26 protein-coding genes are annotated in these 24,241 nt (G+C 68.2%); 13 read left to right on the top strand and 13 right to left on the bottom strand.

Annotated features, from left to right (window positions below):
- Position 1: 1 nt before the first annotated feature.
- The 3 genes from nadC (at position 2) to ASF06_RS14055 (ending at position 2,923) form a co-directional block, all read left to right on the top strand.
- Positions 2-859, top strand: a complete 858-nt coding sequence (gene nadC, locus ASF06_RS14065) for a carboxylating nicotinate-nucleotide diphosphorylase (RefSeq protein ID WP_055948301.1) — start codon at positions 2-4, stop codon at positions 857-859.
- A 91-nt stretch (positions 860-950) separates the two neighbouring features.
- Entirely contained in the window at positions 951-2,090 is a 1,140-nt protein-coding gene (locus tag ASF06_RS14060) for a cysteine desulfurase family protein (RefSeq protein ID WP_055948588.1), read from the top strand.
- A gap of 137 nt (positions 2,091-2,227) precedes the next feature.
- Entirely contained in the window at positions 2,228-2,923 is a 696-nt protein-coding gene (locus ASF06_RS14055; protein WP_055948584.1) for an alpha/beta fold hydrolase, read from the top strand.
- A 97-nt stretch (positions 2,924-3,020) separates the two neighbouring features.
- Here ASF06_RS14055 and ASF06_RS14050 read toward each other — a convergent pair whose 3' ends face one another.
- Positions 3,021-4,292, bottom strand: a complete 1,272-nt coding sequence (locus ASF06_RS14050) for an ATP-dependent DNA helicase (protein ID WP_055948298.1) — start codon at positions 4,290-4,292, stop codon at positions 3,021-3,023.
- Positions 4,293-4,393: 101 nt separating this feature from the next.
- On the opposite strand from ASF06_RS14050, the gene ASF06_RS14045 reads away from it, so the two are divergent.
- Complete coding sequence (locus ASF06_RS14045; RefSeq protein ID WP_055948295.1) at positions 4,394-5,437, top strand: hypothetical protein; 1,044 nt, start codon at positions 4,394-4,396, stop codon at positions 5,435-5,437.
- A 78-nt stretch (positions 5,438-5,515) separates the two neighbouring features.
- Here ASF06_RS14045 and ASF06_RS14040 read toward each other — a convergent pair whose 3' ends face one another.
- The gene (locus tag ASF06_RS14040) at positions 5,516-7,474 is read right to left on the bottom strand and encodes a cytochrome c oxidase assembly protein (RefSeq protein WP_235501021.1); all 1,959 of its coding nucleotides are present in this window, start codon (positions 7,472-7,474) and stop codon (positions 5,516-5,518) included.
- Positions 7,475-7,585: 111 nt separating this feature from the next.
- On the opposite strand from ASF06_RS14040, the gene ASF06_RS14035 reads away from it, so the two are divergent.
- The gene (locus ASF06_RS14035) at positions 7,586-8,326 is read left to right on the top strand and encodes a TetR/AcrR family transcriptional regulator (RefSeq protein ID WP_200920378.1); all 741 of its coding nucleotides are present in this window, start codon (positions 7,586-7,588) and stop codon (positions 8,324-8,326) included.
- 197 nt (positions 8,327-8,523) lie between these two features.
- Here ASF06_RS14035 and ASF06_RS14030 read toward each other — a convergent pair whose 3' ends face one another.
- The 8 genes from ASF06_RS14030 to ASF06_RS13995 all read right to left on the bottom strand — a co-directional run bounded on the left by ASF06_RS14030 (position 8,524) and on the right by ASF06_RS13995 (position 13,153).
- The gene (locus ASF06_RS14030) at positions 8,524-8,811 is read right to left on the bottom strand and encodes an HU family DNA-binding protein (RefSeq protein ID WP_044443721.1); all 288 of its coding nucleotides are present in this window, start codon (positions 8,809-8,811) and stop codon (positions 8,524-8,526) included.
- Between the two features lie 232 nt (positions 8,812-9,043).
- Complete coding sequence (gene rpsN / locus ASF06_RS14025; RefSeq protein WP_044443722.1) at positions 9,044-9,349, bottom strand: 30S ribosomal protein S14; 306 nt, start codon at positions 9,347-9,349, stop codon at positions 9,044-9,046.
- A gap of 3 nt (positions 9,350-9,352) precedes the next feature.
- A complete protein-coding gene (gene rpmG, locus ASF06_RS14020; protein ID WP_055782315.1) occupies positions 9,353-9,520 on the bottom strand; it encodes a 50S ribosomal protein L33 in 168 nt (55 codons plus the stop codon).
- Complete coding sequence (rpmB, locus tag ASF06_RS14015) at positions 9,520-9,756, bottom strand: 50S ribosomal protein L28 (RefSeq protein ID WP_055782318.1); 237 nt, start codon at positions 9,754-9,756, stop codon at positions 9,520-9,522. The genes rpmG and rpmB overlap by 1 nt, the downstream gene beginning before the upstream one ends.
- 187 nt (positions 9,757-9,943) lie before the next feature.
- On the bottom strand, positions 9,944-10,342 hold the full coding sequence (locus ASF06_RS14010; RefSeq protein WP_055948578.1) for a Fur family transcriptional regulator: 399 nt from the start codon (positions 10,340-10,342) through the stop codon (positions 9,944-9,946).
- Positions 10,343-10,408: 66 nt separating this feature from the next.
- Complete coding sequence (locus ASF06_RS14005; RefSeq protein ID WP_055933360.1) at positions 10,409-11,299, bottom strand: metal ABC transporter permease; 891 nt, start codon at positions 11,297-11,299, stop codon at positions 10,409-10,411.
- On the bottom strand, positions 11,296-12,132 hold the full coding sequence (locus ASF06_RS14000) for a metal ABC transporter ATP-binding protein (RefSeq protein ID WP_200920386.1): 837 nt from the start codon (positions 12,130-12,132) through the stop codon (positions 11,296-11,298). The genes ASF06_RS14005 and ASF06_RS14000 overlap by 4 nt, the downstream gene beginning before the upstream one ends.
- A gap of 91 nt (positions 12,133-12,223) precedes the next feature.
- Positions 12,224-13,153, bottom strand: coding sequence for a metal ABC transporter solute-binding protein, Zn/Mn family (locus ASF06_RS13995; RefSeq protein ID WP_055948292.1), 930 nt, complete (start codon positions 13,151-13,153; stop codon positions 12,224-12,226).
- Positions 13,154-13,301: 148 nt separating this feature from the next.
- On the opposite strand from ASF06_RS13995, the gene ASF06_RS13990 reads away from it, so the two are divergent.
- Positions 13,302-13,901 carry a TetR/AcrR family transcriptional regulator gene (locus ASF06_RS13990; RefSeq protein ID WP_055948289.1) on the top strand — a complete coding sequence of 200 codons (600 nt, stop codon included), beginning with the start codon at positions 13,302-13,304 and terminating at the stop codon, positions 13,899-13,901.
- Positions 13,902-13,945: 44 nt separating this feature from the next.
- A complete protein-coding gene (locus ASF06_RS13985; protein ID WP_055948286.1) occupies positions 13,946-14,215 on the top strand; it encodes a DUF3253 domain-containing protein in 270 nt (89 codons plus the stop codon).
- Between the two features lie 81 nt (positions 14,216-14,296).
- Here the strand turns inward: ASF06_RS13985 and ASF06_RS13980 are convergent, their stop codons facing one another.
- Positions 14,297-15,133 (bottom strand): alpha/beta fold hydrolase, encoded by an 837-nt coding sequence (locus tag ASF06_RS13980; RefSeq protein WP_055948283.1) that lies wholly within the window; start codon positions 15,131-15,133, stop codon positions 14,297-14,299.
- A 120-nt stretch (positions 15,134-15,253) separates the two neighbouring features.
- Between ASF06_RS13980 and ASF06_RS13975 the strand changes: the two genes are divergently transcribed.
- Complete coding sequence (locus ASF06_RS13975; protein WP_235501020.1) at positions 15,254-15,769, top strand: GNAT family N-acetyltransferase; 516 nt, start codon at positions 15,254-15,256, stop codon at positions 15,767-15,769.
- A gap of 91 nt (positions 15,770-15,860) precedes the next feature.
- Here ASF06_RS13975 and ASF06_RS13970 read toward each other — a convergent pair whose 3' ends face one another.
- Together ASF06_RS13970 and ASF06_RS13965 are read right to left on the bottom strand one after the other, a co-directional pair.
- Entirely contained in the window at positions 15,861-16,961 is a 1,101-nt protein-coding gene (locus tag ASF06_RS13970) for an ABC transporter ATP-binding protein (protein WP_082500962.1), read from the bottom strand.
- Entirely contained in the window at positions 16,945-17,961 is a 1,017-nt protein-coding gene (locus ASF06_RS13965) for an ABC transporter ATP-binding protein (protein WP_235501019.1), read from the bottom strand. The genes ASF06_RS13970 and ASF06_RS13965 overlap by 17 nt, the downstream gene beginning before the upstream one ends.
- 199 nt (positions 17,962-18,160) lie before the next feature.
- Between ASF06_RS13965 and ASF06_RS13960 the strand changes: the two genes are divergently transcribed.
- Genes ASF06_RS13960 through ASF06_RS13940 form a run of 5 tightly spaced genes read left to right on the top strand, consistent with a single transcriptional unit; the run spans position 18,161 to position 24,177 of the window.
- Positions 18,161-19,369, top strand: a complete 1,209-nt coding sequence (locus tag ASF06_RS13960; protein ID WP_055933342.1) for a dipeptidase — start codon at positions 18,161-18,163, stop codon at positions 19,367-19,369.
- Positions 19,369-21,033: an ABC transporter substrate-binding protein gene (locus tag ASF06_RS13955; protein ID WP_235501018.1), complete on the top strand. Its 1,665-nt coding sequence runs from the start codon at positions 19,369-19,371 to the stop codon at positions 21,031-21,033. Before ASF06_RS13960 ends, ASF06_RS13955 begins: the two co-directional genes overlap by 1 nt.
- Positions 21,034-21,054: 21 nt before the next feature.
- A complete protein-coding gene (locus ASF06_RS13950; RefSeq protein WP_055948278.1) occupies positions 21,055-22,017 on the top strand; it encodes an ABC transporter permease in 963 nt (320 codons plus the stop codon).
- Complete coding sequence (locus ASF06_RS13945; RefSeq protein WP_055948276.1) at positions 22,014-22,937, top strand: ABC transporter permease; 924 nt, start codon at positions 22,014-22,016, stop codon at positions 22,935-22,937. Before ASF06_RS13950 ends, ASF06_RS13945 begins: the two co-directional genes overlap by 4 nt.
- Positions 22,938-22,950: 13 nt before the next feature.
- Positions 22,951-24,177 carry a M24 family metallopeptidase gene (locus tag ASF06_RS13940; RefSeq protein ID WP_082500960.1) on the top strand — a complete coding sequence of 409 codons (1,227 nt, stop codon included), beginning with the start codon at positions 22,951-22,953 and terminating at the stop codon, positions 24,175-24,177.
- Positions 24,178-24,241: the final 64 nt, after the last annotated feature.

Here is a 24,241-nt window from a genome sequence, read left to right as displayed (position 1 = left end):
CATGCTTCTCACCCCGCAGGCGATCGACCGGGTCGTCACCGCCGCCCTCGCCGAAGACGCTCCCTGGGGCGACGCGACATCCGACGCGTTCCTGCCCGAGGGCGCCACGGCCACGGCCCGGCTGGTTGCCCGGGAGCCCGGCATCCTCTCGGGAGGCGAGGTCTTCGCGCGCGCCATGTCGGCCGCGCACCCCGCCACCGTGACGACGCTCGAGTTGAACGACGGAGACCTCTTCGTTCCGGGCGAAGTGCTTGCCACGGTCACGGGTCCCGCAGCCGGCGTGCTGCTCGGCGAGCGGGTCGCACTCAACCTGGTTCAGCGCATGAGCGGCATCGCCACCGCCACCGCGAGCTACGTGGCCGCGGTCGAGGGAACGGGGGCGCGCATCGTCGACACCCGCAAGACCACCCCGGGCCTGCGCGCCCTCGAACGGCACGCCGTTCGAAGCGGCGGGGGCGGCAACCACCGCTTCTCGCTGAGCGACGCCGTGCTCGCAAAGGACAACCACCTGGCCGTGCTCACGGCATCCGGAATCTCGCTCACCGAGGCGATATTGCGCGCCCGGGCCCGCATCTCGCACACCACCCACCTCGAGGTCGAGGTCGACCGCATCAACCAGATCGAGCCCGTGCTCGCGGGCGGCGTCGACACGATCATGCTCGACAACTTCTCGCTCGACGAGCTGCGTCGGGGCGTCGCGATCGTCGCGGGTCGCGCGCTGATCGAGGCCAGTGGCGGGGTGAACCTCGACACGGTGCGCGCCATCGCCGAGACCGGAGTCGACATCATCTCGGTGGGAGCGCTCACCCACAGCGCCCGAGCCCTCGACCTCGGCCTCGATCTCCAGGTCGAGGTATGAGCCTCCCCCGCGCCTGTTGCCCGGCGCGACGGATGCGCCCGGTCGCCCGGCAACATCCGTCGCCCCGGGCAACACTCGTCAGGTCGCGCCCGTGATCTACCTCGACAACGCGGCCACCACTCCCGTGCGGCGCGAGGTGCTCGAGGCGATGTGGCCGTTCCTCACCGGCGACTTCGGCAATCCGTCGAGCCACCATGCGCTGGGCGACGCGGCGGCCCGCTCCCTCGCCTCGGCGCGCGCGCAGCTCGCCGAGTGGTTCGGCGCCCGGCCCGCCGAGGTCACCTTCACCTCAGGCGGCACCGAGGCCATCAACCTCGCCATCAAGGGCATCGCGCTCGGCCAGCCTCGAGGCCGGCACATCGTGACGACTCCGATCGAGCACGAGGCCACGCTCGAGTCGATCGACTTCCTGCGTCGGGTGCACGGCTTCGAGGTGTCGACCGTGCCGGTGGATGCCGTGGGCCGGGTCGATCTCGACGCCCTCGCAGGGCAGGTGCGCAGCGACACGACGCTGGTCAGCGTGATGGCGGCGAACAACGAGATCGGCACCGTTCAAGACACCGCGGAGATCGGCGAGCTCGTGCACGCCGCCGGATCCGTGCTGCACGTCGACGCTGTGCAGGCCGCCGGTTGGCTCGACGTGAGCCTGGATGCGCTCGGTGCCGACGCCGTGTCGATATCCGGTCACAAGCTGGGCGCGCCGAAGGGTGTCGGAGCGCTGGCCGCCCGCTCTCGGCTGGTGATCGAGCCCCTGCTCCACGGTGGCGGTCAGGAGCGCGGGCGCCGCTCGGGCACCGAGAACGTGGCCGCCGCCGTCGGTCTCGCCGCTGCGGCGCGACTGTCGTCGGCGGGCCGCGCCGAGGCATCCGGCCGGGTGGCCGCGCTGCGCGACGACCTGATCGCGCGGGTCGAGGCGGCCGTGCCGATCGCGAGGCTCACGGGATCGCGCGAGCACCGGCTGCCGTCGATCGCGTCGTTCCTGTTCCCCGGAACCAGCGGCGAGGGCGTGCTGCTCGGACTCGAGGAGCGCGGTGTCGTGTCGTCGAGCGGCTCGGCCTGCGCGGCCGGCAGCGACGAGCCGTCGCCGGTGCTGCTGGCGTTGGGCGTCGACCCCGTGGATGCGCAGACCGCCGTTCGCTTCAGCCTCTCGACGGCGACGAGCGCCGCCGACGTCGAGGCCGCCGCGAGCGCCGCAGCGGAGGCCGTGCGCGCGCTGACCCAGCTGCGCTGAGCCCGACCCGTTCCCGAGCCTGTCGAAGGGAACCTCGAGCACACTCCCTCCGTTCCCTGAGCCTGTCGAAGGGGCGCGCTTCGACAAGCTCCCTTCGACAAGCTCAGGGAACGGTGGTTCGGCGTATCGTGGCCCGCATGCACATTGTTCTCGTTCCCGGATTCTGGCTCGGCGCGTGGTCGTGGGCACCCGTGACCGCGGCCGTCGAAGCGGCCGGTCACACGCCGCACCCGCTCAGCCTGCCCGGCATGGAGTCGCTCGAAGCCGACCGGCAAGGCATCACCCTCGACGACCACATCCGCTTCGTCGAGGAGTACATCGCCGACCTCGACGGCGACATCGTCCTTGTGGGTCACAGCGGAGGCGGCTCGGTGATCCACGCCGTGGTCGATCGACACCCCGACCGCATCCGGCACGCCGTCTACGTCGACAGCGGCCCCACGCCCGACGGCATGGAGGTCAACGCCAACATCCCCGAGGTCGACGGCGAACTCCCCCTGCCCGCCTGGGACTTCTTCGACGACCTCGAGCTCACCGGACTCGACGAGGCCGACCTCGAGAACTTCCGCGCCCGCGCGGTTCCCACGCCGACCCGAGTCGCCCGCGACCCCCAGGTGCTGACGAACGAGGCACGCTACGAGGTGCCCGTCACCGTGATCACGTGCACGTACAGTGCCGAGGAGATGCGCCGCGGCATGGGCGCAGGAGTGCCCTACTTCGCGGAGCTGCCGCGCATCCACGAGGTGGGAATCGTGGAGCTGCCCACCGGCCACTGGCCCCAGTTCTCGCGCCCGCGCGACCTCGCCAACGTGATCGTCGCCGCCATCCGCTAGCTCGCCGCCCGCAAACGCGCCCCCTCGGCGCATCCGCGCCCGGTCGATCGGGGGCGGATGCGCCGTACGGGCGCGGATACCGCATCGAGACCGGGGGCTACTGTCCCCGTGACATGAAGCGTCGCACTGCGGGGTCGACGGAGATGTCGGCCGGGCGCAGCGGCCTGGTGAGGTAGAGCCCCTCGAGCGAGGTGAGCCGCGACAGGGCCACGTAGGTCTGCCCCGCGCTGAACACGCGCTGGCCGAGATCGACGATCGCCTGGTCGTAGGTCTTGCCCTGGCTCTTGTGGATGGTGACGGCCCACGCGAGGCGCAGGGGGAACTGGGTGAACTCGCCGATCACATTCTTGGTGAGCTTCTTGTCGTCGGCCGAGTACGAGTACCGGTGCTTCTCCCAGCTCACGGGGTCGACCTCGTGCACCTCGCCGTCGATCTCGACCCAGATCGAGCCGGCCTTGCTGATCTTCGAGACCACCCCGACCGAACCGTTCACCCACCGCTGCTCCGAGTCGTTGCGCAGGAACATGACCTGCGCCCCCACCTTGAGCTCGAGCGCCTCTTCTGCGGGAAAGTTGCGACCGCCGAAATCGCCCGAGACCTCGGCGTTCGCCGTGCGCACCGTGCCCGGCAGCCGCTTGAGCGCCTCGGCGTTGATGCGGTTGACGGCGTCGTTGCGGGTGGCCAGGGTGATCGTGCCATCGCTGGGAGGAGTTCGGGCGCCGGCGCCGTTGAGCGCATCCGCAATCTCTTTCGTGACCTGCCCGTGCCGCACGGCGTTCAGCATGAACTTGAAGTCGTCGTCGTGCTGCCGGTGGATCTCGGTGAGCTCGACCACGGTGAGCGACACCTCGCTCCACACCTTCGCGTCGAAGAACCACATCGAACGGTAGTGGTCGGTGAAGTAGGCCCGCTCGTCGGAGTCGCCCGGAACGGGGGCCAGCTGATAAGGGTCTCCGAACAGAACGACCTGAACCCCGCCGAAGGGCACCGTCGGCTTGTGCCGAGCCTTGCGCAGGGAGCGGTCGATCGCATCCATGAGGTCGGCGTTGACCATCGAGACCTCGTCGATGACCAGGGTGTCGATGGTATTGAGCATCTTGCGCACATCGCCGTTCTGCTCGATGTCGGAGTCGGCGATGACCCCGATCGGCAGTCGGAAGAGTGAGTGGATGGTCTGCCCGCCGACATTCAACGCCGCGACGCCCGTGGGTGCCGAGATCACGAGCTGCTTCTCCGTATTCCAGCTCAGGTGGTTGAGCAGCGTCGACTTTCCCGTTCCCGCCCGGCCCGTGACGAACACGTGCTTCTTCGTCGACTCGATGAGGTCGAAGACGCGCCTCTGCTCGGCGGAGAGATCGGGAAGGGACACGCGGGAGGACTTTCTGTGCACGGCGGCAAGGGGCGCATCCAATCTACCGGGCGCGTCGCCCGGCACGGCCGGCGCCCGGCGGCATTGCCTAGACTGACCCCATGGATGTGCGTGTGCAGAAGAGACGCACGTCTCCCGCGCAGGTCGCGTTGGCCTGGTGCGGCGCGGTGCTGCTGCTCGTCGGGGTGTTCGCCGCCGGCGTGCTGGCGCTCAATCTCACGGTGTTCGGCTCGAGCGGATTCGTCATCACCTACCTGCAGACGCTCGGCGCCCGCGACGTCGACGGCGCCCTCGGCATGCCCGGAGTCGAGCTGCCCGACGATCTCACCCCCGACTCGGCGGGCGCGGCGCTGCTGAAGCGCAACACCCTCTCGACGATCAGCGACATTCGGGTCACCGACGACAGCGATCTGGGGTCCGGCATTCACCGGGTCACCGTGAGCTACACGCTGCAGGGCGCGGACCGGCAGTCCGCACGCACCCAGAGCGAGTTCGTGGTCGAGCGCGGCGGAACGAGCTACGGCGTCTTCAGCCAGTGGCGTTTCAAGGAATCTCCCGTCGCCACGCTCTCGCTCGCGGTGACCAACACGACCAGCGTGACGGTCGGAACCGGCGAGCTCGACGCATCCGATCTCGGGGCCGGCAAGGGCGCCTTCGGCGCGGGGGCCCGGTACACCGTGCTCGTGCCGTCGCTCGTGGTTCTCACGCACGACTCCCACTACCTCACGAGCGACACCGTCGCGGTCGCCCTCCCGTCGCCCGGCGAGACGGAGAGCGGCATCGTCAAGGCCGTTCCCAACGAGCTCTTCTCCCAGGTCGTCGCAGACCGCCTCACCTCGTTTCTCGACGAGTGCGCCACTCAGAAGGTGCTGTATCCCGTGGGCTGCCCGTTCTCGAAGGGCATCACCGACCGCATCGAGGGAGATCCGAGCTGGTCGATCGTGCAGTATCCGCAGGTCAAGGTGGTGGCGGGCCCGTCGTCGTGGCTGCTCGCAGCCAACGCCGGCATCGCACACATCGACGTTCAGGTGAAGTCGCTCTTCGATGGAACGGTGTCGGCGCTGAGCGAGGACATTCCGTTCTCTCTCGACTACGCGATCTCGCTCGACGATGCGGGCGCGATCACCTTCGCGGCGCGCACGTAGCAGGGCCCGGCCCTTCGACAGGCTCAGGGAACGGGGCGGCTCAGGGAACGGCGCAGGCTCAGGGAACGGAGCCGCGCGTCAGCGGCGGGCGTTGAGGCGCTCGAGCATCGCGTTGTACTCGCCCAGCTCTGCCTCGTTCGTGCGGTCGGCCGTGCGGTCGCGCCGCGTGGTCTCCTTCTTGTCCTGTTTGCTCCACTGGATGGCGACGGCGATCGCAAGGATCACCGTGGGGATCTCGCCGACGCTCCAGGCGATTCCGCCTCCGGCCTGCTGGTCCTCGATGGCGCTCACGCCCCACGGGCGGCCCATCGCGCCGTACCAGTCGGCGAGCAGCAGCCCATTGCCGGTCATCATGGCGAGCCCGAAGAAGGCGTGGAACGCCATGACCGCGAGCAGCAGCAGCAGTCGGAACGGGTAGGGGAAGCGGTAGGGAACGGGGTCGACGCCGATGAGCGCCTGCACGAGCAGGTAACCGGTGATGAGGAAGTGGGCGATCATCCACTCGTGGCCGATATGGTCGACGGTCGCCCAGCGGAACAGCGGCGAGTAGTAGAAGACCCAGAGGCTGCCGGCGAACAGCAGTGCGGCGACGATGGGATTGGCGAGGAACGACCCGATCTTGGAGTGCACCGCGAGCAGCACCCACTCGCGACCGCCCCGCGTTCCGTCTTGGCGCTTGGCGACGGCGCGCATGATGAGCGTGATCGGAGCGGCGGGCACGAGCAGCAGCGGCACCATCATGCTCAGGGTCATGTGCCCGAGCATGTGCATGCTGAAGAGGTACTTCTCGTAGACGTTGATGCCGCCGTTGGTCACATAGAACAGCAGCAGCATGCCCGCCACCCAGAGCACGCTGCGGTGGATGGGCCACTTGTCTCCGCGCTTGCGAAGGCGACGCACGCCGGCGAGGTAGAAGACGATGCCGAAGCCGCACAGCAGAATCCAGAGCAGGTCGAAGTTCCACTCGGTGACGTAGCGGGAGAGCTCGAGCTCGGGCGGAAGCTGCTCGCCGGTGAGGATCTGCGCGGGCGTCTGCACGGCCGGGATGGCGTCGTCGACCGGCGGGGCCGAGCGACCGAGTGCGGCGGCGGCACCCGACGCGATTCCCATGAACGCGAGCTCGACGACCGCGATCTTCCAGAAGAAGTAGCGGCGGCTCGTCTCGGCGAGACGACGGATGAGCGACCGCCGGTAGGCCGCGCCGAAGATGCCCAGCGCGATCAGGGCTCCGACCTTCACCAGCACGAGCAGGCCGTAAGGCGTGAGCAGCCTGTCGAGGCTTCCGATGCGCAGCTCGGCGCTGACGTAGCCGGATGCCGCGACCACGATGAAGCAGACGAGCGCGACGGTCGAGTACCGCGAGATGACCGAGAGCATGCGGTCGTTGTCGAGCTGCGGCGAGATGATCACGAGCACCAGCAGTCCGCCGAGCCAGACCGCTGCGAAGACCAGATGAAGTCCGAGCGCGGTGATGGCGGCGTCGTGGCCCGTCGTTCCCGCGGCGTGGCCCTGCTGCGCCATGGGCACGAGCATCACCACGGCGAGCACCCCCACGAAGACGAGGGCGGTGACATTGCGCACCGCGAAGCAGAGCACGGTGACGGCGGCCGCGATGAGGGTGGTGATAAGCCAGGCCTGCCCGATCTCGACCTGGGTCAGGAACTGCCCGAGCAGCTCGCCGTAGGAATTGTCGAACCGCACCGACTTGACGGTGAGCTGCAGGAACGTGAGGAAGCCCGTGGCCGCGGACGCCACGGTGAGCACGGCGGCCGAGCCTGCCGCGACGTCGAGCGCGCGGGTGAACTCGGGCTTGTCCGAGCGCAGGGCGAAGACCGCCAGAACGAGGGCGCCGAGAACGCCGGCGGCTCCGAGGTTCACGATCATCTTGGTGACCGGGATGCCGTAGCGCACCACGGGGCCGGGATCCTGCAGGAGTTGCGCATCCGCCCCACCGGCGATGCGCAGACCGACGAGCAGCATCACGAAAGCGACCGCCAGGAGAACGGCGGGACCTACGGTTCGAACAACTCTCGGCACCCGTCAACTTTACGCGGCATTCCTGAGCACACGGCCCGGTCTGCGCTCGGTCGGGCACACCTCGGCGTGGGAACTGGAGGCCCTATTCCACTCGACCTAGACTCAGCTCCCATGAGCACTGCGACGATGCCCGCCCGACGCCCCGCCCTCACCGCGAAGGGAGCAGCGACCCGCGCCCGCATCGTGGAGGCCGCCGCCGCCCTCGTTCGGCAGCGCGGCGCCGCGCGCACGAGCATCGACGAGGTGAGGGCCGAGGCGCAGGTCAGCGCCTCGCAGCTGTACCACTATTTCTCCGACAAGAACGAGCTGATACGCGCCGTCGTGGCGCACGAGGCGGCCGTCGCGGTGGAACAGCAGCCGCAGCTCGCGGCACTCGACAGCATCGAGTCGCTGCGCTCCTGGCGCGACGCGGTGGTCGAGCACGCGGGCACGCGGGGGTTCCACGGCTGGTCGCCACTCGGGTCGCTCGCCAGCGAGCTCGTCGACACCGATCCGGATGCCCGTGCCGGGCTCGTCGACGGATTCGGGCTCTGGCTCGCCCCGGTTCGAGCGGGCCTCGTGGCGATGCGCGCATCCGATGCGCTGCGGTCGGACGCCGATCCCGACTCCCTCGCCGCCGGCCTGCTCGCCGCGCTCCAGGGAGGGCTGCTCATCTCGCGGATCCACGAGGAGACGACCCCGCTCGAGGCGGCGCTCGATGCGGCGATCACGCGCATCGAGAGCTTCGCGCCGCAGGAGGCCGCAGCCGACGCGGTCAGGCGCACGCCCGCATCGCCGGCCCGGGCATCCGGTGGCACACCCACGTCGGCGCCCCGCACGCCGCTGCGCCCGCGCCGCCCGCTCGCCCGCTGACCCCGCCGTCGAGACTGCCTCGTTCGTCGAGCCTGTCGAGACGGAGCCCCTTCGACAGGCTCAGGGAACGGGGAGCCCGTTCGTCGAGCCCGTCGAGACGCAGCCCCTTCGACAGGCTCAGGGAGCGCGGGCCCCGTTAAACGCCTCAGGGGCGCCCGCGTAGCGCGGACACCCCTGAGGTTGAAGATTCGAAAAGACTACTTGGCGGCAGCCTTGAGCTTCGAGCCAGCGGAGATCTTGACCGAGTGACCGGCGGCGATCTGGATGGCCTCACCCGTCTGCGGGTTGCGACCGGCGCGGGCTGCACGCGAGGTGCGCTCGACAGCGAGCCATCCCGGGATCGTGACCTTGACGTCGTTGCCGACCGACTCCGCGAGCGTCGCGAAGAGAGCGTCGAGAACCTCGTTGACAGCGGACTGCGTCTGGCCGGATGCAGCGGCGACCTGGGCGACGAGCTCGGTCTTGTTGAGTGACTTATCAGCCATGGGTGTCCTCCTCGGACCTTGTGCTGCGCGAAGCAGCTCTAGAAACGAAACGGTGGAAACCTTGAGTAGGCCACACGTCTGGTCTGTTCGACCGTGACGAATGTATCAGAGATCGCCGAGATTTCGCGGATTACCGCGCCTCGCGGGGCATCCGGCACCCCGGAAACGCAAAAAAGGATGCCGACCCGTGGGTCGGCATCCTTTTCTGGATGCTTAGATCAGAACTGCTGGACTACCAGGAGCTCTTCGTGATGCCGGGCAGCTCGCCGCGGTGAGCCATGTCACGGAAGCGAACACGGCTGATGCCGAACTTCGTGAGCACACCACGGGGGCGGCCGTCGACCGCGTCACGGCTGCGCACGCGCACCGGTGAGGCGTTCTTGGGCAGCTTCTGCAGGCCGAGGCGGGCGGCCTCGCGCTCGGCGTCGGTCGACGTCGGGCTGACGAGGGCCTTCTTCAGCTCAAGGCGCTTGGTGTTGTAGCGAGCGACGATGACTTTACGCTGCTCGTTCTTTGCGATCATGCTCTTCTTGGCCATGTGTTACCTCTCCTCCCGGAAATCGACGTGCTGGCGGATGACCGGGTCGTACTTCTTGAGCACGAGGCGGTCGGGGTTGTTGCGGCGGTTCTTCTTGGTGACATAGGTGTAACCCGTGCCTGCCGTCGAACGCAGCTTGATGATCGGACGAACGTCCTGTGACTTGGCCATTAGATTTTCTCCCCACGGGCGAGAAGATCCTTGACAACGCTCTCGATGCCGCGTGCGTCGATGACCTTGATGCCCTTGGTGCTGAGCTGCAGGGTCACGTTGCGACGAAGCGACGGAACGTAGTACGTCTTCTTCTGGATGTTCGGGTCGAACCGGCGCTTGGTGCGACGGTGCGAGTGCGAGATGTTGTGTCCGAAGCCGGGAATGGCGCCGGTCACCTGGCAGGTTGCTGCCATGATTTCCTCCATAGTTACCGTAGAAAAACGCGAGTCAACGCGCGTTCTACCCAAGATTGCTTGTCGGCACACGACGCCCCCGAATGAATCAGTGGGGGTTTGTGTACATGCGAGTGGAGATGCCACTCGACCAGCTACCGAGTTTAGGCGACCGGCCGGATGCGCGCAAGTACGCGGGTGCCCGGGTTCAGCCGGCGGGCGTCGGAACGCACGAGTTGCAGAAGCCGAAGATGTCGACCACGTGCTCGGGGCGCGAGAAGCCGTGCAGCGCGGCGGTCTTTCGAGCCCACGACTCGACCTCGTCGGCCTCGATCTCGACCGTGAGGCCGCAGCTCCGGCAGATCAGGTGATGGTGGTGCCCGGTGCTGCATGCCCGATAGAGGCTCTCGCCCTCGGGTGACTGCAGCGAATCGGCCTCGCCCTCATTGGCCAGGTCGGCGAGCGCACGGTAGACCGTGGCCAGCCCGATGTGCGAGCCGCTGGAATGCAGATTGGAGTGGAGCCCCTGTGCGCTGACGAAGCCGATCTGGGTGCCGAGTGCAGCACGCACCGCCTCGCGCTGCCAGGTGTTGCGCTTCACGACCATGATGTACCTCCGAGGCCACATGCGGCCGAAATCCCCTCAACCGTAACCGGTGTCGCTGTGCTTCGCCTAGGCATCCAGAGCCACCAGCCGTCGACCCGAGACGCCCCGTCGCGCACGCGACGCCGCGATGATGCGGCAGACCACGTAGATGGCGAACGAGATGGTGGTGACATAGGGACTGATCGGCACCGATCCGCCGAGCGCGAGCATGATTCCGCCCACGAGCGAGAGCACCGCGAACAACATGCTGAGGAGGGGAACGACGATCGGCGACGACGACACCCGCAGGGCGGCGGCGGCGGGCGTGACCAGGATCGACAGCACCAGCAGCGAGCCCACGACCTGAACCGACACGGCGACCGCGAGTCCCAGCAGCAGCATGAAGACGATGGAGAGCGTGCGCACCGGCACTCCCCGCGCCGAAGCCACATCGGCGTCGACGCTGGCGAAGGTGAGCGGACGCCACACGACGAGCAGGCCGATCACGACGACGATCGAGATAGCGATGAGCGAGTTCAGCCGGGGGTCGTCGACGGCGACGATCTGGCCGGTGAGCAGCCCGAACTTGTTGGCGCTGCGACCCGGGTAGAGAGCGAGGCACAGGATGCCGAGGCCGAGGCCGAAGGGCATCAGCACGGCGATGATCGAGTTGCGATCACGCGACTTCGCGCCGAGGAAGCCGATGATCAGGGCGGCCACGATCGACCCCACGAGGGAGCCCTCGACGACGCCGACTCCGAAGAGCAGTCCGGCGGAGGCGCCCGCGAACGACAGCTCGCTGATGCCGTGCACGGCGAACGCCATGTCCCTCGACATCACGAACACGCCGATGAGTCCCCCGACGATGCCGAGCACGGCGCCGGCGATGATCGAGTTCTGCAGCAGAACGAGCAGTTCGCCGTAGTCGGTGAAGTTGAAGACCTGCGACCAGAGGTCGGCCCAGTCGATGTCGCTCATCGCCGCACCCCATCGCCCGAGCCGGGCGCATCCGGCTCGTGGTCGCCGTCGTGGTGCACGTGCCCGTCGTGGCCGTGGTGCGCATCCGGAACCCCGACCACGATCACGCGGCCGCGCGTGCGGATGACGTCGACGGGTGAGCCGTAGAGCTCGGAGAGCACCTCGCTGCGCAGCACCTCGTCAGGAGTGCCGATGCGGAAGGAGCCGCCCGCCAGGTAGAGCACCCGGTCGACCATGTCGAGGATCGGGTTGATGTCGTGGGTCACGAACAGCACGCCGAGGTCGCGCTGCCGGCGGTGCGTGTCGATGAGCTCGGAAACCGCGCGCTGGTGGGCGAGGTCGAGCGAGAGCAGGGGTTCGTCGCAGAGCAGCAGCCGGGGGTCGCCGGCGAGCGCCTGCCCCACGCGCAGCCGCTGCTGCTCGCCGCCCGACAGGGTCGAGACGGCCACATTCGCGAACTCGGATGCGCCGACCGATTCGAGCAGGGCGTCGACCTCGCGGCGGCGCGCGGCCCGGGGCAGCGGCAGCCCGAAGCGGTGGCCGTCGACGCCGAGGGCGACCAGGTCGCGTCCGCGGAGCGGAGCCCCCTCGTCGGCGAGCTTCTGCTGCGGAATGTATCCGATGCGGCGGTTGCCCCGGGTGACGGGGGACCCCTCGAACGCCATGGTTCCGGCGCTGAGCTGCTGCTGGCCGAGGATGACCTTCAGCAGGCTCGACTTGCCCGATCCGTTGGCCCCGAGCACGGCGATGAACTCGCCCGCGCGCACGTCGAAGTCGAGGTCGTGCCACAGGCGCCGCTCGCCGAATTGAAGCGCGCCGCCGCGAACGCGCAGCACGACATGGCGTGGCGCGTTGCGGGGCGAGGGGGCCTTGTCTAAGCCGGCTCGCGCCGACTTCGCCCCGAAGATCTTCACTCGGTGAAGACTACTTGCCGCTGAGCGCGCCCTGAAGCGCGTTGAGGTTCGTGGTCATCCAGCTGACGTAGTCGGTGCCGTCGGGAAGGGTCTCGGTGACGGGAACGACCGGCACTCCGGCATCCTTCGCCGCTTTCAGCACGAGCTCGGTCTGGGCCCCTGCGGTCTGCTCGTTGTAGACGAGCGCCTTGACCTGGCCCGAGGAGAACAGCTCCTGGGTCTGCTTGAGAACGTCGGCGGGAACGTCTGTACCCTCTTCGATCGCCTCGCTGAAGGCATCCGGCGTCTTGTTCACGAGGCCGGCGGCCTCGAGCATGTAGAGCGGCACGGGCTCGGTGATCGCGACGCCGGTCTGATCGAACGAGGCCTTGATGTCCTTCTCCTGCTGCTCGAGCGCGGCGAGCTGCGAGTCGAACGTCTCGGCGTTCTTCTCGTAGGTCTCGGCACCCTCGGGGTCGATCGCGCTGAGCTGGTTCACGAGCTCGTCGGAGAGCTTCTGCACGGTGGGGAAGTCGTACCACATGTGCTCGTTGAACTCGCCCTCGGCGGGCTCCTCGTCGTAGCCCGAGATGTCGGCCGCGTTCAGCACGGGGGCGATCTTGTTGTCGGCAGCCGAGAGCATGGTGTCGACGAAGTCGTCGTAGCCGCCGCCGTTCTCGATCACGAGCTGGGCCTTCGAGAGGGAGAGCTGGGTGCGGGCATCGGCCTCGTACTCGTGAGGGTCCTTGTCGGGGCTGTCGATGATCGACGTGACGCTCACTCGGTCCCCGCCGATCTGCTCCGCGATGTCGCCGTAGACATTGGTCGAGGCGACGATGCGCACGCCCGACTCGTTCGTCGGGTCGTCGGTCGCTCCGGCGTCTGTGGATGCGGACGCGCAGCCGGAGAGCGCCAGTGCGGTGGCCGCGGCGAGCGCGGTGAGGGTGAGGAGTTTCTTCACGGGGAGGGTGAGCCGTTCTAAGTCGGATGCGATTCGGGTCCTCTCGAAAGTAGCCTTATTGATAATGATTGTCAAAGTAGATAGTCATGAGACGCCCGGTCTCGTCGCCGACCGGTCGGCAGAGAGAATCCGCTCCTATGATCACTGCATGGACTCCCGCCAGATCAAGACCCGCGCCAAGCTCGCCTCCGTCGTGCTGGCGCTGGCCTCGGAGCGGCCGGCGAGCGAGATCACCGCATCGGAGATCGCCAAAGCCGCGGGGATCAACCGGTCCACCTTCTACCAGCACGCCACGTCGCCCGTCGGCCTGCTCGAGGGGGTGCTTCGCGACGAGCTCGACGAGATCCGCGACCACTATCTGGGCGAGGCCGACCTCGAGACCGGGCCGCAGGCATCCGAGGCCATCGAGCGGGTGACCATCGCGGTTCTCGAGCACGTCGACTCGCACGATGCCATCTACACCCGGGGGCTGGGCGAGGGCAGCGGATCGGCGAGCCTGCAGCCTCTGCTGAGCCAGCACTTCGCCGGGTCCATCGAGCTGCTCCTCGAACGGCACGCGCTCACCGTGCCCCAGTCCTCGAGCATCCTGCCCGTGGGCTTCGTGGCGGATGCCGCGGCCCGCTTCATCGCCGACGGCACCGTGGGCGCGCTCGACGTGTGGCTGTCGACCCCGGCGCCGCGCAGTACTGAGGCCTTCATGTCGGCCTACCGCGTGTTCCTGCCGTCGTGGTGGCCGCTGCCGGCCTGAGCAACCCCCCTGCGCCTCCAAACGCGCACGCGCAGACTGGACGCATGCCCGCAGATCAGACCCCAGACATCGACGAGCGCCTCGAGGCGAAGATTCTCGAGCTGCTCGACAAGCGCGCGCCCACCTCGACGATCTGCCCATCGGATGCCGCACGGGCCGTCGGCGACGACGACTGGCGCGGGCTGATGGATGCGTCGCGCAGCGCGGCCGCGAGGCTGGTCGCCCGCGGCGAGGTCGAGATCACCCAGGGCGGCGAGCCGGTCGACCTGGCTGCCGCGCGCGGACCCATCCGTATCCGGCGCCTGCGCCCGTGACGCCGAGCGCGGGTGCTCCCGCGATGAGCGGCGGCAGAACCGGCGCGCCAGGCGAGAACACCCGCGTTCGAGCGAGCGTCGCTACTTCGCCAGGAAGTCGATGACGACCCGGTTCCACTCGTCGGCGTGACTCACGTTCACGCCGTGGGGGCCGCCCGCGACCACGTGCAGCTCGGAGTTCGCGAGCGCGGCGTGCGTGCGCTCGCCCGACCCCTCGAACGGAACCGTCGCGTCGCCGTCGCCGTGGATGACCAGCGCGGGCACCGTGACGTTCGGCAGGTCGTCGCGGAAGTCGGTGCTCGCGAACGACGCCATCGCCTCGAGCGCGGCGACCTTCGACGACTGCAGCGCGAGCTCCAGGGCCTCCTGGCGCTGCTCCTCGGTCACGACCAGTTTCTCATCGACCGAGAAGAACTGCGTGGTGAAGTCCTCGTAGAACGACTCCTGGTTCGCGGTGAGGCCTGCCGTCATCTTCGCGGCGAGCGCTGCGGTGAGGGGTCCATCCGGGTTGCCGGGCGTCTGCAGCAGGTACGGCGGCACGGCCGAGGCGAAGACGACGCTGTGGATGCGCTCCGCCCCGAACTTCGTGAAGTAACGCGCAGCCTCGCCGCCGCCCATCGAGAAGCCCACGAGAGTGACGTCGCTCAGGTCGAGCGCTTCGAGCACCGCCTGCAGGTCATCGGTGAGGGTGTTGTAGTCGTAGCCGGTGAGCGGCTTGTCGCTGCGCCCGAAGCCTCGTCGGTCGTAGGTGACGACGCGGTAGCCCGCGGCCTGGAGCGCGCCGACCTGGTACTTCCATGATTCGCCGCTGAGGGGCCAGCCGTGGATGAGCACGACGGCGCGGCCCGATCCGCCGGTGTCGTCGACGTGCAGTTTCGTGTCGTTCAGAAGTCCGTGGTGAGCAGTGATCTCTGTCATGGTGGTGCCTTTCCGCGCCCATCGTCGGGCGTCTCGGAGGGTGATTCGGACGCCCTCTGTCATCGGATGGGAGGCGGCGACCCGGTTGCGCACCGCGGGCCGGCCCGCTACTCTCGCCCGGTGGAATCAGGCTTCGATATCGTGCGCATCGCCGAGGACGACTGGCCGCGCATGCGCGAACTCCGGCTCGAGATGCTCGCCGACACCCCTCTGGCCTTTCTCGAGACCCTCGAGAACGCGCGGCGTGAGCCCGAACAGGAGTGGCGCTTCCGGGCGGCCCGCACCGCACGGGAAGGCAGCCTCGGCCTGGCCGCCGTCGACCTGTCGACAGGCGCCTGGCTCGGAACCATGGGCGCCTATCTCGACGGCAAGGGCGATGCGATGCTGGTCAGCGTCTACGTGACTCCCGCCTGGCGCGGCACGGCGAAGGGCCTCACGGATGCGCTGCTCGACGGCGTGGAGGCATGGGTGCGCGCCGCGGTCCCCGAAGGCAGGCTGCTGCTGCACGTGCACGAGAAGAACCCTCGCGCACAGGCCTTCTACGCCCGGCGCGGATACGTGGCCACGGGCCGCACGATCCCCTACCCCCTCGACCGCGCGCAGAACGAGCTGGAGATGGCGCTCCCGCTCGGCTGACCGACCGCGAGCGAGCTGACGCCGAGCAGAAGTGCCCGATGCGGACAAGTGCTACCGGCGCACCGGGACATACTGTCCGTACCGGGCACTGCTAGCCGGCGAGGGCGGCTTCCTGCAGCGCCTTCTCCGCGTGGTGGCAGGCCACCACTCGGGACTCGCCCACCGGGCGCAGGCCCAAGTCCGCGGCCGCGGTCGCAGAGGCAACAGCGACCTCGCGGAGCGGCGGCTGAGTGGTGCGGCACTCGTCGGTCGCCAGCCAGCAGCGCGGGTTGAACCGGCAGCCCGTGGGCGGGTTCACCGGCGACGGCGGCTCGCCAGACAGGATGCGACGCCGCGCGAGCTTGCCGCGATCGGCACGGCTGTGCGACGGCGTGGCCGAGAGCAGCGCCTGAGTGTACGGGTGCGCGGGCGAGCCGTAGACCGTCTCCGTGTCGCCCTGCTCCGCGATGCGGCCGAGGTACATGACGGCGACGTTGTCGGCGATGTGCCGCACCACCGAGAGGTCGTGCGCGATGAACATGATGGCCACGCCGAGTCGGCGCTGCAGCTCGCCCAGCAGGTTGATGACCTGGGCCTGCACAGAGACGTCGAGCGCCGAGACCGCCTCGTCGCACACGAGCACGTCGGGGTCGAGCGCGAGCGCCCGGGCGATGCCGATGCGCTGGCGCTGCCCTCCCGAGAACTGGTGCGGATAGCGCGACATCATGTCGGGAGCGAGGCCCACGAGGCCGAGCAGTTCTGCGACCCGTTCGCGGCGCGCGGCGGGCGAAGCCGACCGTGTGGCCGCCATGGGCTCCGCGATGATGTCGCCCACCGACATCCGGGGGTCGAGCGACGTGTAGGGGTCTTGAAAGATCATCTGCACGCCGGTGCGCAGCAGGCGCCGGTCACTGCGCCTCGCGCGGGTCACGTCGGTGCCGTGGTAGGTGAGCGTGCCGCCGTCGGGGCGCTCGAGGCCGACGAGCATGCGGGCCAGCGTCGACTTTCCACAGCCCGATTCGCCCACGATGCCGAGAGTCTCGCCCGCGTGCAGCTGCAGGCTCACGCCGTCGACGGCCGAGACGCGAGTGGGGTTGAGCCGAGATCCGCTCGTGAACGTGCGGCGCAGGTCACGCGCCTCGAGCACGAGCTTGCGCTCGGTGATGGGCGTGGAGAAGAGCGGGTCGAGAACGGGCTCAACTGACGAGGGCATGAAGCAGTTCCTCTGATCGGTGGCAGGCGGATGCGCGGCCCTCGGCGACGTCGACGAGCGGCGGGCGCACGGCGCGGCAGATGTCGATCGCCATGTGACAGCGCGGGTTGAACGAGCAGCCCGGCGGGGTCTGCGCGGGCGACGGTGGCGAGCCGGGAATGGTCATGAGGTCGCGACCCCGGATTCCCGCCTCGGGCACCGAGCGCAGCAGCGCCTCGGTGTAGGGGTGAGCGGGGCGGTCAAGCACGGTGTCGGCGTCGCCCCGCTCGACGATGCGCCCGGCGTACATCACGGCGAGCCGGTCGGCCACCTCCATCACGACGCCGAGGTCGTGGGTGATGAGCAGGATGCCCATGCCGAGCTGGTCGCGCAGCGAACCGAGCAGGTCGAGGATCTGGGCCTGCACGGTCACGTCGAGCGCGGTGGTCGGCTCGTCGGCGATCAGCATCTCGGGTTCGAGGGCGATCGCCATGGCGATCAGGATGCGCTGGCGCATTCCCCCCGAGAACTGGTGCGGGTAGTCGTCGACCCTCTTCGAGGGAGCCGGGATTCCGACGAGGCCGAGCAGCTCGACCGCGCTCGCCCTGGCCTGCTTGCGGGTCGAGCCGCGGTGCACCCGGAAGAGCTCGCCGATCTGATTGCCGATCGTCATCACGGGGTTCAGCGCCGAGAGGGCGTCCTGCAGCACGAGGCTCATGCGCTCGCCGCGCATCATGCGCCGCTCGTTCTCGCCGAGGGCCTGGATGTCGACGCCCGACACCCGCAGTTCGGCCGCGTCGACGCGGGTGAATTCGTCGGTGAGTCCCATGATGGCCCGCGCGGTCACGGATTTTCCGGAGCCCGATTCTCCGAGCAGGGCGACGAACTCGCCCTTCGCCACGTCGAGGTCGATGCCCCGCACCGCCCGCACCTCGCGGCCGCCGCCCGTGAAGGTGACGGACAGGTCGCGCACGCGCAGGGCCGCAACCTCACCGACTGCTGTCGTTTCTCGTATGTCCACGAACCCATCCTCACCCGCCATCGTTACCGGAATGTTTCAAGCGTAATAAATCTATGCCGAATACGCTCACTTGGATTGACATCCAAGCCGGATATCGCCCATATTGGCATTCGGGACGCCTTGTTGTCGCACCATGACCTCGAAATCATGACAAAAGCGCGCGATCCCGAACAGAACCACGACGTGAAGGAGATCGCGAGTGCTTGATCCCGCAGAGGGCTACACCGGTTACACCGCCTACGACTACCTGGAGGCCGGCAAGGATTACCACACCTTCGAGTATGCCGAGCAGATCGGCCGCGTTCCGGCCTATGCCGGACTCGACCTGAGTGACGCCGAGAAAGAACGCACCACCACACTGCTGCGCGAGGAGACCGTCATCTCGCTGCACGACCACGTGCAGGTCTTCCCCAAGAACATGGACGAGGTGAAGGACAGCATCCGGTACGGCCGCGAACCCACGGGCTACGCGGGCCTCGCGCGCTCGGGCCTCACCGCCGTGTTCGACAATGGTATGGACGGCACCTGCTGCATCTCGAGCGAGGCCGGATGGAAATACCAGGATGTGCTCTTCGACCTCGGAGTGCGCATGGCGGACCTCGCCCACCAGGACTACGTCATCAAGGGCGAGACGCTGAAAGACATCCAGTACGCGAAGGAGAACGGCAAGATCGCGCACGTGTTCGCCCTCGAGGCGTCGACGATGATCGAGAACGAGGTCGACCGCCTCGACGTTCTCTACGGGTTCGGCGTGCGCCAGATGGGCATCGCCTACTCCGAGGCCAACATGCTCGGATCGGGCCTCAAGGAGCGCGGCGACGGCGGCCTCACCTACTTCGGCGAGCGCGCCGTGGCCCGCATGAACAAGCTCGGCATCGCCATCGACATCTCCCACTCGGGCGACCGCACCTGCGTCGACACGATCAAGGCATCCACCAAGCCCGTCTTCATCACGCACGCCGGAGCGCGCGGCCTGTGGCCGACGAACCGCATGAAGACCGACGAGACCATCATCGAGTGCGCCAAGCGCGGAGGCGTCATCGGCATCGAGGCCGCACCGCACACGACGCTCTCGCCGAACCACCCCCTGCACTCGCTCGACTCGGTCATGGACCACTTCCAGTACTGCGTCGACCTGGTCGGGCTCGAGCATGTGAGCTTCGGCCCCGACACGCTCTTCGGCGACCACGTCGGACTGCACGATGCCTTCGCCGGCAACCTGTCGCTCGGACAGGCGCACGGCGGTGTCACCTTCGACAAGGTCCCCTATGTGGACGGCGTCGAGAACCCCGCCGAGGAGTTCTACAACATCATCGGCTGGCTTGTGAAGCACAACTACTCCGACGACGAAATCCGCGCCGTCGTGGGAGGAAACACCTTGCGGGTCCTAGAGGAGGTTTGGGTTTGATGCACAATCACAGCACGCGCAGAGGCACCATGCGCACAGGGCTACGAAGGGGCAGGGCGCTCACGCTCGTGACGGCCGCCGCGGCCATCACGTTCGTCTTGAGCGCCTGCGCACCGTCGGCGCCCGAGGCGTCGTCTGGTCCGGTCGAGGCCGGCAACGACACGCTCACCATCGCGACGACAACCGACGTGGTGAACTACAACCCGCTCATCGGAAACAGCCGAAGCGACTACTGGGTCACGAACCTCATGTACCCGCACCTGCTGTCGATCGCCGACGACGGAAAGAAGGAGCCGCAGCTCGCCACCGAGTGGGGCTACGTCGACGAGCTGACCGGTTTCTACGAGATCCGCGACGACATGACGTGGAGCGACGGCGAGCCAGTGACCGCCGAAGACGTGGCGTGGACCATGAACGCCGTGAAGAAGGACGCCCCCTCCGGTACCTTCTACGGCCAGCTGGCCAACTTCGTCTCGGCAGAGGCGGTCTCGGACACCCGTGTCGAGATCACCCTCGCCCAGCCCGACACCTCGATCGTCGAGGAGATCGGCTTCTGGGGCAACGTGGTTCCGCAGCACGTGTTCGAGAAGGCCGAGTCTGTGGCCACATTCGCCAACGACGGAAGCGACGGCGGCTGGGTGTCGGCAGGCCCGTACCTGCTGACCGACGTGCAGGTCGGCCAGAGCTACTCGATGGATCGCGTCGACGAGTACCCGCTCGTCGAGGGCGGGACCCCGGTGGCGGCGAAGGTCGTCTACCGCGTCTTCCCCGACGTGAACACCGAGATCCTCGCCCTGCAGTCGGGTGAGGTCGACGTGATCGCGAACGCCCTGCCGCCGGCCCAGGTCGAGCAGCTGAAGGCCACCGACGGGATCACCGTGGAGGAGGTCGTGGGGCTCGGATACGCCCACATGACCTACAACATGACGAACCCCGACCTCGCGAAGACCGAGGTGCGCCAGGCACTCGCCCACGCCGTCGACTACGACGCCATCCGCACCGTTGTTCTGCAGGGTCAGGCCGTCTCGACGGGCTCCAGCCCGCTGATGCCGGTGCTGAGCGACTACTACGACAAGTCGATCAAGGAATACGACTTCGACGTCGACAAGTCGCGCGAGCTCATGGAGTCGGCCGGCTACACGGCAGACGCCTCGGGCAACTTCCCCGTCTCGTTCCGGCTCATTTACTCGCTGCAGGACAGCGTGACGAGCCAGTGGGCGCAGCTGGTGAAGGACTCGGCAGCAGAGGCCGGCATCACGATCGAGCTTCAGGGCACGGAGCGCAACACCTACCTCGCCCAGACGAACGACGGCGACTACGACATCTACGCGGGCAACTTCGCGATCATGGATGACCCGGTCACCAACTTCACGCTCTCCTACCTCCCCGGTGGGGCGATCAACTACACGCTGGTCGACGATCCCGAGCTGAACGAGCTCATCGCGAAGGCGGCCGTCACGGCCGACTCCGACGAGAAGATCTCGATCATGCGGGATGCCGCGAAGATCGTGCACGATGAGGTCTACGACAACATCATGTACACGCAGAACCTGTACTTCGCGCACAGTTCAGAGTGGGAGGGCTTCGTGACGAAGCCCAGCGAGCTCCTGTCGATCGTCAACCCGATCTCAGTGGCCAGCGCTCACAAGACCGCGGCTCAGTAGCCGCACGAAAGGGCCGTCCGCGTGTCTCGTCTGTTCTTCGTTCTTCCCCGCCTCGGCCGGGGGGTGTTCACGATCTGGTTCGCCGTGACCGTGACCTTCCTGCTGCTGCGTCTCCTGCCCGGAGACCCGGCCCTGGCGGTGGCGAGTCCGAACATGACAGAGGAGGCGCGGGCGGCCCTTCTCACCCAGTACGGGCTCGACCAGCCCCTCATCGTTCAGTACGGCCTCTATATGTGGCAGATGCTGCAGGGAAACTTCGGCGTCTCGTTCACCCAGTCGGTTCCGGTGATGGACGTGCTGCTGCAGCGCCTGCCGTGGACCCTGCTGCTCACCTTCACCGCCCTGGTGATCACCGTGCTCGTGGGTATCCCGCTCGGCGTGCTGGCGGCATCCCGTCGGGGCAAGGTGCTCGACAAGATCATCCAGGTGATCGGCGTGACCGGCCAGTCGATCTTCGTTCCCTCGATCGGTGTGTTGCTGCTCTTCGTCTTCGGCCTCTCGCTCAAGTGGCTGCCGATCGGCGGCGCCTACGACACCGACGCGTACGGCATGGACTGGTACGCCAGCGTCGCCCGCCACCTGGTTCTGCCCGCCGTATCACTCATGCTGATCCAGCTCGGCTCCTACGTTCTCACCATGCGCTCGACCCTCATCGAGGCGCTCGGCGAGGACTATGTGACGCTCGCCAAGGCCAACGGCCTTCCGTACCGGCGCATCCTGTGGAAGCACGCGCTGCGCAACGCGCTGCTGCCCACCACCACCCTCATCGGCCTGCAGCTCGGCTTCCTTGTGGGAGGCGCGGTGCTCACCGAGACAGTGTTCGCCTACCCCGGCATCGGCCGCGGCATCTACGAGGCGGTCACCCAGCTCGACTTCCCGGTGCTGCAGGGCGCCTTCCTCCTCCTGGCCATCACCGTCGTCGTCGCCAACATGCTCACCGACATCGTCTACGGATTCCTCGACCCCCGGGTGAAGACATCATGACCAATCTCGATCCGCTCAACGCGACCCCCACCGGCCTGCCCGTCTCCTCCGAGGCGCTCTCGGCAGAGCCCGTGGCCGAGTCCGGCCGGGCTGGCGCCGCCACCTGGCGGGTGTTCCGCCGCGACCCGCTCGGCGTGATCTCGCTCGGCCTGCTGCTGCTGCTCGTCGTCGTGGCGCTCGCCGCTCCCCTGTTGGCCAGCTACCCGGCCAGCTACGGCAGCGACGTGCTGAAACCGCCGAGCCTGCAGTACCTCTTCGGCACCGACTCCCTCGGCCGCGACGTTCTGGGCGAGGTGATCTGGGGAACGCAGCAGAGCCTGCTCGTGGCGGTCGCCGCATCGATCATCGCCATCGCGATCGGCACGCTGGTCGCCGTGATCGGCGCCTATTTCAAGCGGCTGGATGTCTTCATCAGCGTGATCGTGGACCTCACGTTGTCGCTGCCCGTGCTTCCCCTCATGATCCTCATCGCCGCCCTCATCGGCCCGAGCACCACCACGATCATCGGCGTCGTCGCCGCCTTCTCGTGGCCCGAGGTCACCCGCCTCGTGCGCTCGCAGGCCCTCACCGTGGTCAACCTGCCCTACGTCGACGCGGCCAGGCTCATGACGACCTCGCCCGTCTGGATCATCGGCCGGCACATCATTCCCGCCGTCACTCCCGTGATCGTCGTCTCCGTCGTGGTCACCGCGTCGCGCGCCGTGCTCTCGGCCGCGGGCCTGGCGTTCCTCGGTCTCGGCGACCCGACCACGTGGTCGTGGGGCCGCATCCTGTACGAGGCGCAGCAGTCGGGCGCCATGTCGAGCGCGTGGTGGCTGACCCTGTTCCCGTCGATCGCGATCCTGCTGCTCGTGCTCTCGGCAACGCTGCTGTCGATCGCGTACAACGACGCACGCAACCCGCGCAACCGAGCCCGCTAGGAGCATCCGGACCATGACATCGACCGAGACTGCAGCCGCAGCCGCAGCCGCAGCCACCGCCACGCGCTTCTCGCAGCGCCTCGACCCCGTGTTCTTCGACCGCGTGCAGCAGCGCGTGCGCGACGCCCTGATGGCCGACGGATTCGACGCGCTCGTCACCGACGACCCGGAGGACGTGGCCTACCTCACCGGCTTCTTCCACCACCCGTGCGAGCGGCCCGTCGCCGTGTGGCTCGGAGCCGACGGGCGGACCGTGCTCATGACGCCCGAGCTCGAGCGCGAGAACGCCGAGCGCCAGCACGCCCGCGCCGAGATCGTGTCGTACGCCGAGTTCCCGGGCATCCGGCCGCCGTTCGCGTCGCTCGCGTCGGCCGTCGGTGCGGGCCGGATGCGCGTGGCGTTCACGACCCACATGACGAACGAGCGGCTCACGGCCGTCATCACCGAGCTGCCCGACGCGTCGTTCACTCCGTCGACGATCGTGACCCGCGCCCGCTACCTCAAGTTCGACGAGGAGATCGCGCTGCATCGCGAGGCGGCGCGCGTGACCGACCTGATGCTCGAGGCCGGGGTCGCGCACCTGCGCGAGGCCATCGCATCCGGCGGCCGGCTGCCCAGCGAGGCCGAGCTCACCTCCGTCGTCACGGGGGCCGGCGTGAGCACCATGTACTCCGAGCACGACGACGTCGTGGTCGTGTCTCCGCTCGCCGGCGGGCTGATCTACGCCGGCGCGAATTCCGCGTTCCCGCACGGGCTGCCCTCCGGCTACCGCTTGCAGCCGGGCGACACGTTCATGCTGTCGCTCGGATGCGCCGTGGGCGGCCGCTTCGTAGAGGGCGAGCGAACCTTCGTGCTCGGCACCCCGAGCGACGAGCAGCGGCGCTATCACGAGGCGGTGCGCCTGGCGCAGGAGATCGGCGGCGGAGCCATCCGGCCCGGCGCGGAATGCCGCGAGGCCAACGCGACCTGCCTCGCCGTGATCGAGGATGCCGGGCTCGGCCAGTACCTGCGGCACCGGCAGGGACACGGCATCGGCCTGGGCATGCACGAGCCGCCGTGGCTCGAGTCGGGCGACGACACCCTGCTCGAGGTGGGGATGGTCGTGTCGAACGAGCCCGGCATCTACATTCCGGGGCACGCCGGCTATCGCATCAGCGACAGCATGCTCGTGACCGCGTCGGGCTCCGAGCCGCTCACGGCGTACCCGCGGGGCCTCGACGACTGCACCATCGACCTCTGACCCATCCGGCCCGCACGAACAAGACGAACGAACCACCCACCACCCGCACCACTGCAAGGAGCAC

Origin of the sequence: Agreia sp. Leaf244 (assembly GCF_001422695.1) — a bacterium.
In the GTDB taxonomy this organism is placed as follows: domain Bacteria; phylum Actinomycetota; class Actinomycetes; order Actinomycetales; family Microbacteriaceae; genus Agreia.
This window is presented reverse-complemented; position numbering and strand designations above follow the sequence as displayed.

What these genes read in the sequence shown, in the direction of transcription:
- nadC (WP_055948301.1), top strand. Translation starts at nt 2, where the DNA reads ATGCTTCTCACCCCGCAGGCGATCGACCGGGTCGTCACCGCCGCCCTC.
- rpmB (WP_055782318.1), bottom strand. Translation starts at nt 9,756, where the DNA reads ATGGCAGCAACCTGCCAGGTGACCGGCGCCATTCCCGGCTTCGGACAC.
- ASF06_RS14055 (WP_055948584.1), top strand. Translation starts at nt 2,228, where the DNA reads ATGCACATTGTTCTCGTTCCCGGATTCTGGCTCGGCGCGTGGTCGTGG.
- ASF06_RS14035 (WP_200920378.1), top strand. Translation starts at nt 7,586, where the DNA reads ATGAGCACTGCGACGATGCCCGCCCGACGCCCCGCCCTCACCGCGAAG.
- ASF06_RS13955 (WP_235501018.1), top strand. Translation starts at nt 19,369, where the DNA reads ATGCACAATCACAGCACGCGCAGAGGCACCATGCGCACAGGGCTACGA.
- ASF06_RS13945 (WP_055948276.1), top strand. Translation starts at nt 22,014, where the DNA reads ATGACCAATCTCGATCCGCTCAACGCGACCCCCACCGGCCTGCCCGTC.
- ASF06_RS13970 (WP_082500962.1), bottom strand. Translation starts at nt 16,961, where the DNA reads ATGCCCTCGTCAGTTGAGCCCGTTCTCGACCCGCTCTTCTCCACGCCC.
- ASF06_RS13990 (WP_055948289.1), top strand. Translation starts at nt 13,302, where the DNA reads ATGGACTCCCGCCAGATCAAGACCCGCGCCAAGCTCGCCTCCGTCGTG.
- ASF06_RS13985 (WP_055948286.1), top strand. Translation starts at nt 13,946, where the DNA reads ATGCCCGCAGATCAGACCCCAGACATCGACGAGCGCCTCGAGGCGAAG.
- rpmG (WP_055782315.1), bottom strand. Translation starts at nt 9,520, where the DNA reads ATGGCCAAGTCACAGGACGTTCGTCCGATCATCAAGCTGCGTTCGACG.
- ASF06_RS14010 (WP_055948578.1), bottom strand. Translation starts at nt 10,342, where the DNA reads ATGGTCGTGAAGCGCAACACCTGGCAGCGCGAGGCGGTGCGTGCTGCA.
- rpsN (WP_044443722.1), bottom strand. Translation starts at nt 9,349, where the DNA reads ATGGCCAAGAAGAGCATGATCGCAAAGAACGAGCAGCGTAAAGTCATC.
- ASF06_RS14030 (WP_044443721.1), bottom strand. Translation starts at nt 8,811, where the DNA reads ATGGCTGATAAGTCACTCAACAAGACCGAGCTCGTCGCCCAGGTCGCC.
- ASF06_RS14045 (WP_055948295.1), top strand. Translation starts at nt 4,394, where the DNA reads ATGGATGTGCGTGTGCAGAAGAGACGCACGTCTCCCGCGCAGGTCGCG.
- ASF06_RS13940 (WP_082500960.1), top strand. Translation starts at nt 22,951, where the DNA reads ATGACATCGACCGAGACTGCAGCCGCAGCCGCAGCCGCAGCCACCGCC.
- ASF06_RS14005 (WP_055933360.1), bottom strand. Translation starts at nt 11,299, where the DNA reads ATGAGCGACATCGACTGGGCCGACCTCTGGTCGCAGGTCTTCAACTTC.
- ASF06_RS13980 (WP_055948283.1), bottom strand. Translation starts at nt 15,133, where the DNA reads ATGACAGAGATCACTGCTCACCACGGACTTCTGAACGACACGAAACTG.